This is a genomic window from Micromonospora sp. NPDC005710 (genome assembly GCF_040630995.1).
Lineage (GTDB): Bacteria > Actinomycetota > Actinomycetes > Mycobacteriales > Micromonosporaceae > Micromonospora.
In genome coordinates this window covers 70,235-80,083 of the sequence record NZ_JBEXYP010000029.1, presented here as the reverse complement: position 1 = coordinate 80,083, position 9,849 = coordinate 70,235, and the positions used below count along the sequence as shown (strand labels likewise).

The 9,849-nt window shown below is 67.2% G+C and carries 11 protein-coding genes; 9 read left to right on the top strand and 2 right to left on the bottom strand.

The genetic code is table 11. The features are described from left to right. The 4 genes from ABZ406_RS28235 to ABZ406_RS28220 form a co-directional block, all read left to right on the top strand. Nucleotides 1–436: alpha/beta hydrolase (locus ABZ406_RS28235; RefSeq protein WP_357767930.1), on the top strand; the 436-nt coding region annotated here is incomplete at its 5' end. After that, nucleotides 429–1,016, top strand: a complete 588-nt coding sequence (locus ABZ406_RS28230; protein ID WP_357767927.1) for a WHG domain-containing protein — start codon at nucleotides 429–431, stop codon at nucleotides 1,014–1,016. The genes ABZ406_RS28235 and ABZ406_RS28230, both read left to right, overlap by 8 nt. Further along, complete coding sequence (locus tag ABZ406_RS28225) at nucleotides 1,016–2,251, top strand: low temperature requirement protein A (RefSeq protein ID WP_357767924.1); 1,236 nt, start codon at nucleotides 1,016–1,018, stop codon at nucleotides 2,249–2,251. The genes ABZ406_RS28230 and ABZ406_RS28225 overlap by 1 nt, the downstream gene beginning before the upstream one ends. A 157-nt stretch (nucleotides 2,252–2,408) precedes the next feature. Continuing rightward, nucleotides 2,409–3,572: an epoxide hydrolase family protein gene (locus ABZ406_RS28220; RefSeq protein WP_357767921.1), complete on the top strand. Its 1,164-nt coding sequence runs from the start codon at nucleotides 2,409–2,411 to the stop codon at nucleotides 3,570–3,572. Between the two features lie 65 nt (nucleotides 3,573–3,637). Here the strand turns inward: ABZ406_RS28220 and ABZ406_RS28215 are convergent, their stop codons facing one another. Then, complete coding sequence (locus ABZ406_RS28215; RefSeq protein ID WP_357767919.1) at nucleotides 3,638–4,042, bottom strand: helix-turn-helix domain-containing protein; 405 nt, start codon at nucleotides 4,040–4,042, stop codon at nucleotides 3,638–3,640. A 53-nt stretch (nucleotides 4,043–4,095) separates the two neighbouring features. Here ABZ406_RS28215 and ABZ406_RS28210 point away from each other — a divergent pair, with 53 nt between their 5' ends. Next, nucleotides 4,096–4,911, top strand: coding sequence for an alpha/beta hydrolase (locus tag ABZ406_RS28210; RefSeq protein WP_357767917.1), 816 nt, complete (start codon nucleotides 4,096–4,098; stop codon nucleotides 4,909–4,911). A gap of 351 nt (nucleotides 4,912–5,262) precedes the next feature. Here ABZ406_RS28210 and ABZ406_RS28205 read toward each other — a convergent pair whose 3' ends face one another. After that, nucleotides 5,263–5,904, bottom strand: coding sequence for a hypothetical protein (locus ABZ406_RS28205; protein WP_357767914.1), 642 nt, complete (start codon nucleotides 5,902–5,904; stop codon nucleotides 5,263–5,265). A 112-nt stretch (nucleotides 5,905–6,016) separates the two neighbouring features. Between ABZ406_RS28205 and ABZ406_RS28200 the strand changes: the two genes are divergently transcribed. The 4 genes from ABZ406_RS28200 to ABZ406_RS28185 all read left to right on the top strand — a co-directional run bounded on the left by ABZ406_RS28200 (nucleotide 6,017) and on the right by ABZ406_RS28185 (nucleotide 9,847). Next, nucleotides 6,017–6,415: a cupin domain-containing protein gene (locus ABZ406_RS28200; protein ID WP_357767911.1), complete on the top strand. Its 399-nt coding sequence runs from the start codon at nucleotides 6,017–6,019 to the stop codon at nucleotides 6,413–6,415. A gap of 329 nt (nucleotides 6,416–6,744) precedes the next feature. After that, entirely contained in the window at nucleotides 6,745–7,098 is a 354-nt protein-coding gene (locus tag ABZ406_RS28195; RefSeq protein ID WP_357767909.1) for a hypothetical protein, read from the top strand. A 385-nt stretch (nucleotides 7,099–7,483) separates the two neighbouring features. After that, nucleotides 7,484–8,473, top strand: a complete 990-nt coding sequence (locus ABZ406_RS28190) for a hypothetical protein (RefSeq protein WP_357767906.1) — start codon at nucleotides 7,484–7,486, stop codon at nucleotides 8,471–8,473. Between the two features lie 336 nt (nucleotides 8,474–8,809). Continuing rightward, the gene (locus ABZ406_RS28185) at nucleotides 8,810–9,847 is read left to right on the top strand and encodes an acyl-CoA desaturase (protein ID WP_357767904.1); all 1,038 of its coding nucleotides are present in this window, start codon (nucleotides 8,810–8,812) and stop codon (nucleotides 9,845–9,847) included. Nucleotides 9,848–9,849 lie beyond the last annotated feature (2 nt).

The following is a 9,849-nucleotide window of genomic DNA, read 5'->3' as shown; positions in this document are numbered from 1 at the left end:
GAAGCGTTTCCGGACCGGTTACAGCCAGATGGGGCAGGTCATGGTCCTGGGAAGGCTGGCGAGCTGGAAGAAGTACCTCGATGTGGCGTATCCGGTCAAGCCCGCCGACTGGGACGCCGAACTGACGCGTATCGAGGCGAAGCTGAGCGAGCCCGGCCGGATGAAGGTGCTGCAGGCCATGTGCAAAGCCAGCCCGACTGACGCCGGCGCGCAACTGACCAACGTCGCCTGCCCGGTCCTGGTCATCGAGGGCGGCCTCGACCCCGACTGGGCCGAGCCCCGCGCCGAGGGCGAGAAAATCCTCGCCGATCTGCCCAGGGGCATCGGTGAGCTCGCCGTTGTCGAGGGCGCCGGTCACTACCCCCACGCCCAGACGCCGGATCAGGTCCTCGCTCTGGCCCGGCCCTTCCTCGACAAGACGCTGGCGAATGCCTAGGGCCCGGCTCACACCGCAGTCGGTCACCGAGGCCGGCGCCGCCCTGGTCGACGAGATCGGCTTCGAGAACCTCAGCATGGGTCTGCTCGCCGAACGACTCGGGGTGAAGACCCCCGCGCTCTACAAACACGTCACCAGCCAGGCCGATCTGGCCCACCGCATCGCCATCGTGGCCATGACCGAATTCGCCAATGCCATTCGCGACGCCATCCAGGGTCGGGCCGGCAGCGATGCCCTGGCCGCCGGCGCGCAGGCGATGCGGACCTACGTGCTCGAACACCCCGGCCGGTACAAGGCCGCCGATGCTGCCCGCCCGACCGGACCCGTCGACCCACTCATCCCCGCCATCGAACGGGTCGTCGCCTCCTGGGCAGCCATGCTGCGTGGTTACCGCCTGGACTCCAGCCAGGAGATCCACGCCGTCCGGATGCTCCGCAGCGCCCTGCACGGATTCTCGACCCAGGAAGCAGCCGGCGGGTTCCGGATGGACGCATCCGTCGACGACAGCTTCACCTGGATGATCAATTTTCTCGACGTGGGCCTGCAGCACGCCGCCGTCAGCAGCCCCGGTGACCGCTGATGATGAACATCGACGAAGAGCCCAAAGAAACCCGGATCGAGCGGCACGCGAGCTGGGCCGAGCTGTTCTTCGACCTCGTGGCGGTGGCCGGCGTGGCCGCCCTCGCACACGTACTCGGGTCTGAACTGGACGCCGCGGCGCTCGGTCTCTACGCACTGCTGTTCCTGGCCCTCTGGCTGTCCTGGACGACGTTCATGCTGTACGGCAACGTCGCCGCCGGCCAGACCCGTGTGCTGCGACTGTTGGTCGGCATGTTCGGCCTCGGGACCATGGCCGCGTCCGTGCCAGGCGTGGCGCACACCGTGCTCGGGCACGGCGGCGACATCCTTCCGCTCAACGTCTTCGCGATCGCCTACATCGCCACCCGCGTCTACGGGTCCAAGTCGTGGCAACGCGGCGCGGTATTGCTGGACTTCCCCGTGGTGCAGTACTCGGCAGGACTGCTGCCCTGGTTCGCGTCGCTCTGGGTCGACGAGCACTGGAAACTCGTACTCTGGGCCGCCGGAGTCGGCCTCGACCTGCTGCTGATCCTGGTGCTGTCCGGCAGCAGGGTCCTCCAGCGCGTCCAGTCGTATCTCACCGCACCGGAACGCACCCGGCGTCGATCACGATCGGGAGTCCGCACCGACGGCGCCGGACCGGTCATTCACGGGGTGTCGGTCGATCCGGCCCACCTCTCCGAGCGGCTGGGACTCTTCGTGATCATCGTGCTGGGCGAATCGGTGGTGCAGATGATCGCCGCCGCAAGTGAGGCGCGCTACGACTTCGGCCTGCTGACCGCCGCCGTCGCGTCCTTCATTCTTCTGGCCGGCCTGTTCGGCCTGTCCGTCGTCTTCGGATACGCCGGCCTGCCGCACCTACGCGCCGGCCGGATACCCGCCCGCGCCGCCCTCGGCCTGCACTGCCTGGTCACCGGCGTCGTCGCCACCATCGCCGTACCGCTCTCTCTGGTGGTCGCGCACGGCTCCAACCCACTGCCCGAGCACGGTCGCTGGCTACTGTGCGGCGCGATTGCGGCCTACTTCACCCTCGGTGTGGTCACCGGCGTCGCCAGCCACAGCTCCGACCTGCCAAGGACGATCTCCCGAGTCACAACAGGCATCGCAGCCCCACTGCTGCTCGGCCTGCTCGCCACCGCCGTCAGCGGCCGAACACTCGTGGTCTACCTGGCCCTGATAGTCCTGGCCCACCTCTGGTTCGAACGACGACTGGGGCCACCACTCCGCAGCGCCTGACCCGCCCTCGGAACACACCGCTCCCATGAGAAACGACTGGCCAATCGGGCGCTGCGACCAGTGCATCCACAAGCAACTGAACTGCCGGCTCCGCATGTCATGTTCCGGCGAAACTATCCGCGAATAGACACCTTTGAAGGTCAGGAGAAAACGGACAATGACTGCACTGACGCCGCCGACCTCGGCTCTCGTCCGCCCGTTCACCGTCTCGATCTCGGACGCGGAGATCGACGATCTGAAGCAGCGACTGGCCCGGACTCGATGGCCGGACCCGGAAACGGTGGGCGACTGGTCGCAAGGCGTTCGCCTGGAGAACGCCAGGTCTCTGGTCGACTACTGGCAGCGCAGCTACGACTGGCGGCGCGTCGAGTCCGAGCTCAATCGCCTGCCCCAATTCCTGACCACGATCGATGGGCTGGACATCCACTTCATCCACGTGAGGTCCAAGAATCCCCACGCGATGCCGCTGATACTCACACACGGATGGCCGAGCTCGATCGTGGACTTCCTGAAGCTGATCGGCCCGCTGACCGATCCGGTTTCGTTTGGAGGAGACGCCGCCGATTCGTTCGACGTCGTCGTTCCGTCACTGCCCGGGTTCGGTTTCTCCCAGAAGCCCACGCAGACCGGGTGGACCGTACCGCGCATAGCAAGCGCGTGGGTGGAACTGATGGAGCGTCTCGGCTACCCGAGATGGGCCGCGCACGGCGGCGACTGGGGTGCCGTCGTCACCACCGCCCTCGGGGCAATGCAACCCGAAGGGCTGCTCGGAATTCATCTGAGCACCCAGTTCGCCTTTCCCGCACAGATGCCCGACACCTTGTCACCCGACCAGCGCCACGCCGTGGAAACCCTCGCCCTCTACGCCGGTGATCTCGGTGGATCGAACCATCTTCAGAGCACGAAGCCGGAGACTGTCGGATTTGCCCTGGCGGACTCTCCCGCTGGTCAGGCAGCCTGGATCTACGAGAAGTTCCAGTCCAAGACCGACAACCAAGGACTTGCCGAGGATGCCCTCAGCATCGACGACATACTCGATGCGATATCTCTCTACTGGTTCACCAACAGCGCAGCGTCGTCGGGCCGCATCTACTGGGAGAACAAATCGGGCACCTTCGCCGGCCCGAAGCTGACGCTTCCGGTCGCGGTAACCGTCTTTCCGAAAGACATCCCGCTCCTGCCACGAAGCTGGATCGAAGACACCTACAGCAATCTGATCCACTACGGCGAGGCAGACAGGGGCGGCCACTTCGCGGCCCTGGAACAGCCCGAGATCCTGGTCAGCGAAATCCGCACCGGCCTGCGCACCCTTCGCTCCTGACGCCAACTAACGACCTCAGGAGCGCAGGCGAATGGCTCGCCGGCTCACCCCGGCCCGGGGCGCCGCTACTGGTCAGGCTTGCGACGGTGCTCCTCGATTGTCGAGATGTGCTGCTCGGCCCACGCCCGGACCGCTGCCAGCGGAGTGTCCAGGGAGAGACCCAGGTCGGTGAGCGCGTAATAGACGCGCGGCGGCACGCTCGCCTCGACCCGGCGGGTGACCAGACCGTCGCGGCCCAGGCTCTGCAGCGTCTGCGACAACATCTTGTTCGACACCCCTGGGGCGCGGCGCCGGAGCTCCGCGAACCCGAGCTCCGCCGGATGGTTTTCCGCCAGCACCTTGATCAGCATCGACGTCCATTTGTCGCCGATCCGGTCGAGCAGCTGCCGGGTCGGACAGGCCGGGCTGAAGAGATCCCCGGTTACCCCGGGCTCACCAGGTGGCGCGAAAGTGCCGTCTTGCCAATTCATCCGGCATCTCCCATGTTAAGTAGGTAACCAATGGTAACCGGCAGGAGGCACGCATGGAGTTGCGCAAGATCCGGACCAACGGCACCGAGTTGAACGTCGCCCTGGATGGCGCGGGCCCACCAGTGCTGCTGATGCACGGTTGGCCGCACACCTGGCAGGTCTGGCGCGAGGTGCTGCCGTTGCTGGATGGACGACGCCGCGTCATCGCACCAGACCTGCGAGGGCTCGGCGACAGCGCTCGCGCGTCGGACGGGTTCGACGCCCTGACCGGCGCCGGTGACATGCTCGGCCTGCTCGACGCGCTGGGGGTCGAACAGGCCGAGGTCGTGGCCTTGGACGCGGGCGTGCCCGCCGCTTACCTGCTCGGCACCCTGCACCCGGCCCGGGTGCGTCGCCTGGTGCTGATGGAGGCGACGCTGCCTGGCCTGCCTGGTGGCTTCCCGGCACCACCGTGGTGGTTCGGCTTCCACTCCGTCCCTGGGCTCGCCGAGACGGTGCTCGAAGGCCACGAGGCCGAATACCTCGACTGGTTCCTCGTGGCCGGCACCTTCGAGCGCCGGGGGGTGCCGAAGGAGATCCGAGACGCCTTCGTCAGCGCGTACACCGGTCGTGAGGCGCTGCGCTGCGGCTTCGGCTACTACCGCGCCGCTGAGCAGAACGCGGCAACAATCTCCGCGGCCGGCCGGCTGACCACGCCCACCCTGACCGTCGGCGGCAACACCGTCGGCGACCTGCTCTACCGGCAGCTCACCCCCGTTGCCGATGACCTCTCCGGTGAGCTGATTCCCCGCAGCGGCCATCTCGTGCCACTGGACCGCCCGGACGCCGTCGCGCAGTTGCTCCACATCGACTCCGCCACGTCCCGATAGCCGAGCGACATCCGACTGAGTGGTTACGCCCCACAGCTCGGCCCGCGGACGCCATTGCCCGCCAAGTCGGCGACCAGGAGATTCCGCCGGATCACATGAGGACGCCGAATACGGCGTCTCCCCCTCCGCCCGCCCACCGTCGATGATGCCGGACCGCCCCCGCCGATGACCAAATCGGCAGCGCTCAGGGACCCGCCACCTACCGCCGCAAAGGGGGATCGACGATCCGTGGCTGATCCGGTCACCTGGCCGGTAGGGAAGAGGCAGGACCGACACAGGGCGAATGTCATCCTGAGGGGCCGCTCACCCGCCCTCCGCCCAACACCGGATCGGCCGTCGAGGGCTGTGGCGTTATCCGAGATCAAGCAGTTCCGCCGAGCGGTCCTCGGCGAACCGTTCGGGTGGAGGTCGCCAGAACACCTGCCGGGCGCCGACGGGGGCGTCGAGGTCGATCAGGAAAAATGTGGAGCGCACGCCGGGCGGTACGCAGATCCGGTTGCCCTTGTCCGGCCATCCTGCCGACACCGTGATCCGCTCCGCGGACTCGACGACGTGGACGCCCCCGACGCAGCTGGAGAGCCAGGTGACCCCGACCACGAGATCGGGGTCGTCGGGTGCAAGCAACTCGGCGTCCCACAGCACCCGCGGCAGGCGTTTGCCCGGATCGACGGAGCTGTATCCGAATACCTCAGTACGATGATAGGGCTCGGACGCGAGCGTGACGCTCAGCATCTCGGCCGGGGCATCGTAGGGGGCGACCTCGGCCAGGCGTTCGCGCGCCGCGGTGCGCCGCTTGTCATCCAGGGTGCTGTAGGTGACGAACGTACCGACGAGCAGCAGCACGCCGACTCCCGCGAGGAGGGTTCCGACGACCCGGCTCGCACGCACCGCCGTGACGAGGGCGACCACGATGCAGATGCCGGACAGCGCCATGAGGATGACGAGCATCCCGCCGCCTTCCTCGATCACCGATGCCTCCATATTCTCATCCATCGATCATAGGGTCGGAGGTCGACGAATGCGCGGCCGGCGCGGACGCGGCGGAACCTCCTCGCCGACACCGGATCACTGACCGCATCGCGGTGACGTCACTACAGTGGCCTCCATGACCGCGCGTCCGCCTCTTGCCGAGCAGTTCGATCTGCAGCCGCATCCCGAAGGTGGCTGGTTCCGGGAAACCTATCGCTCTGCTGTCGCGTTCGAACCGGACGGCTACCCGGGCAGCCGTGCCGCCGCGACGGCGATCCTCTTCCTCCTCGAAGCGGGGGACTCGTCGGCCTGGCACACCGTGCGGTCGGACGAGATCTGGTTCTGGCACTCGGGTGGCCCGTTGGCGCTGACCATCGGCAGGGACAGTGAGCCGACGATCCTGAGTGCCGAGTGTCCGCAGATCCTGGTGCCGGCGGGCCAGTGGCAGTCCGCGAGCCCGGCGGGCGACGAGCACGTTCTCGTCAGCTGCGTGGTGAGTCCGGGCTTCGAGTTCGCCGACTTCCACATGCTGTGACCACCAGCCGCTCCGGCGGGAGCCCGCCAGGCCGGAGGCCCGCCCGTACCAACTCCGCGACACCGGCCGGGTCGAACGCGGGCCGGAATCGACGTCCCTCCAGCTGACTCGCCGGAGTACGCCCGCCGCAGCGCTGTCGCCTGTCGGCACCTCTCGGACAACGGCCGGCATTCATGATCACCTGGATCGATACCTGTCAGCCATTGCTGATCGGGACGATTTCTTGCTGTTCCTTCTGGTGTTGACGGATCGAGTACGTCACGGCGGCCGCCCACCCGACCGCAGCGCGGCGCAGGATCGCCTCACCGGACGGCCTGCACACTAGCGACGTGATCAGACTGCGGTTGTACAAGGCTCGTGAACGGCAACGCGTCATCGATCCTGTCGATCTCGAGGTCACCTACTTCACGGTCGACCCCGAGACCAAACCGGTCTTCGAGCACGACGGCGTGATGGTGTGGGCCAGCGACCCCGACCACTGCCAGGTCGAACGACGCGTCCGCGACCGGGATCTACACCTGGTTGAGTCCGGCACGAACGTCCTGCCCCGCGCCCGTGGCCTGGAGATCCTGCGCGCGCCCGGCGCGGCGCCGCCTGGCCGCTGGACGCCTGCACCGCCGAGGAGATCGCCGCGTTTGCCGCGGCCGCAACCTACTTCGAACTCGACGACATCGCCGACCTGATTGGCCGCCTCGAACCAGATGACGCGCTCAGCCACGCGTACTGGGATCTCAGCAGTACCTTCGGCGAGGACGCTTCGCCAATCCGCGACGCGCTCCGATGCAAACTCGTCGAGGCTCCGGAGGACTGGGACTGGTGATGGGCATCCCCTGCAGGCGATAGCATGCGCATCGACGCCGAACCGCGCGGGGCGGATAAACCTGGAGAGCCACTGGCAGGTGCAGCGGAGCACCCGGGACGGTGAGTCGAACCGCCGGGGGCAAGCGGCGGTGATGGTGGCAGCAGGCTGACAGCTGCCATCGCCGACCACTAGGCGACCCGAGGCACCGGCCAGTGCCAGCCATCCCGGAGCTCGGGACCTGTACGTCGGCCATAAGATCCACGTCTATGGTGCGCACCACGCCTCCGCGTCCTCTGGACATCGCGGCGCTCTTCCCTGAACTGCGGGAACATTCCGGCACGGCTACCCGCCTACATCCCCGTCCCGGCGCTCCGACCGCCGCCGAGAGCTCGGTCGGCGGACCGCTGCTGTGGCCGACCGACGAGGTGTGGCCGGTCTGCGACGACGCTGGGGCGCACGAGCCGTACAACTTGACGACCCCGGCTGCCCTGCGCCGCAGGCGGGAGATCCTCACGACCGCGAAAGCCCGGGATCCGCTGCCGGGTGGGGCCTTCCTGACCGCACAGGAGCGGGCCGAGCTCGATGCGGCCGACGCTTTGGACCTGGACGACCTGATCGATGATCCGATCCCGTTGGTCCCGGTCGCGCAGCTGTACCGACGAGATATCCCGGACTACGCCGGCCCGGACGGCACCGATCTGCTCCAGGTGCTGTGGTGCCCGGTGGACCACTCGGATCGGCACTACAGCCCTCGCGTCTTTCTCTACTGGCGCGACAGTTCCGCCGTCGGCCCGCTACTCGAAGCGCCTCCCGAACCGCCGGTGATCAGCCACATGTATCTGCCGCTCCCGTGCGTGGTGCACCCCGAGCAGGTCCGCGAGTACCAGTACGCCGACCTCCTTCCCGATGACCTGCGCGAGCGGATCGACGAGTGGGATGACGACGAGGACGAGAGCCGTCCCCGCTATCAGAGCGACTTGTCGCTGGCGCCGGGATGGAAGGTTGGGGGGTACGCGAACTGGTCACTGACCGATCCGTACCCGATGGATTGCGCTGCCTGCGGCACTGCGATGACCTTGATTCTGACCGTCGACTCAGGCGACTGGAACGGCATGCATTGCAGCTGGCGCCCGTCCGAGGAGAGCCCGACCGCATCCCCAGACGTTGTGGGCGTACAAATCGGGCGTAACTACTCACTGTATACCTTCCGCTGCCCCAGATCATTCGATCACCCACCCGTGACCGCCATGCAGTGACGCGGCCTTCCTCCATGCCTGTCGGCCTCCAAAAGGGACTGAGCTCGACGTGGACGGATGCCGCCCGCCTGACGAGCGTGAGCGCGATTGCTGACATCTTCGGGCATACCCGGAAGGTCACCAACGGACGTGTATGAAGGTGAGCGTTGCTCGCGCCGCGATTGTCGTGAGATGCCGTTTCCTCCTGCGAGCGGAGGCGGTGAGGAAGACTGGAACCATCAGGCGGCAGTTCGCATGTTCGATGTCTGCCGCAGGTGAATGGGTCGCGTGCATGTCCGCTCGTGGCTGCTGGCATAACCCCAGCCTGACTGGGCGGTCGTACAGGGAGTGGCGAGAGTGAGTAATGCGGATCTTGACGCCCGTAGTGACCGTGGCAGTGCGTACGCTGAGCTGTCTCGCCTGGTCCGAGGCACGGGTCTCCTAGAGCGTCACCCGCGCCGCTACGCGGTCCGGGTGGCGGTTCTGTCGGGTTGTCTCGTGCTGGTGGGCGTGGTGTTCATCCGGCTCGGGTCGTCGTGGTGGCAGACGGCTACCGCCGCCGGGGTCGCGGTACTGCTCGCGCAAGTGGCGTTTCTCGGTCACGACGCCGGGCATCGACAGATCTTCGGCTCCCGACAGGCGAACGACGTGCTCGGCATGATCTGTGCGAACCTGGTGACCGGGATCAGCTACGGGTGGTGGGTCGACAAGCACAACCGCCACCATGCCCATCCGAACACCGAAGGCCGAGACCCCGACATCGCGGTGGCTCCGCTGTCCTTCACCGCAGGACAGGCCGCGACGCAGCGCGGCCTGCGGGCACTGTTCGTCCGGCACCAGGCAACTCTGTTCTTCCCTCTGCTGATGCTGGAGGGTCTCCATCTGCACGCCGCCAGTGTCCGGGCGGTCGTCAGCCGTCCGGGGCTCCGGCACAGACCGGTGGAGGCCGGACTGCTCGTCCTGCACCTCGCCGGCTACCTCGGGGCCGTGTTCGTGGTCCTGAGCGTTCCGCAGGCGATCGTGTTCATCCTGGTCAACCAGGCACTCTTCGGCCTCTACCTGGGCAGCTCCTTCGCCCCGAACCACAAGGGGATGCCCATCCTGACCGAGGCCGACGACCTCGACTACCTACGCCGACAGGTCCTCACCTCCCGCAACGTGCGCGGCGGCCGGCTCCTCGACGCACTACTCGGCGGGCTCAACTACCAGATCGAACATCATCTGTTCCCCAGCATGCCCCGACCGAACCTGCGCCACGCTCAGCCACTGATCCGTCAGTTCTGCACCGACCACGGCATCGCCTACCACGAAACCACTCTGCTCCAGTCCTGGTCGCAAGGGCTGGCACACCTGCGCGCGATCGGGACCGGGGCGACCCGCCCGGGCAACGACTGAGC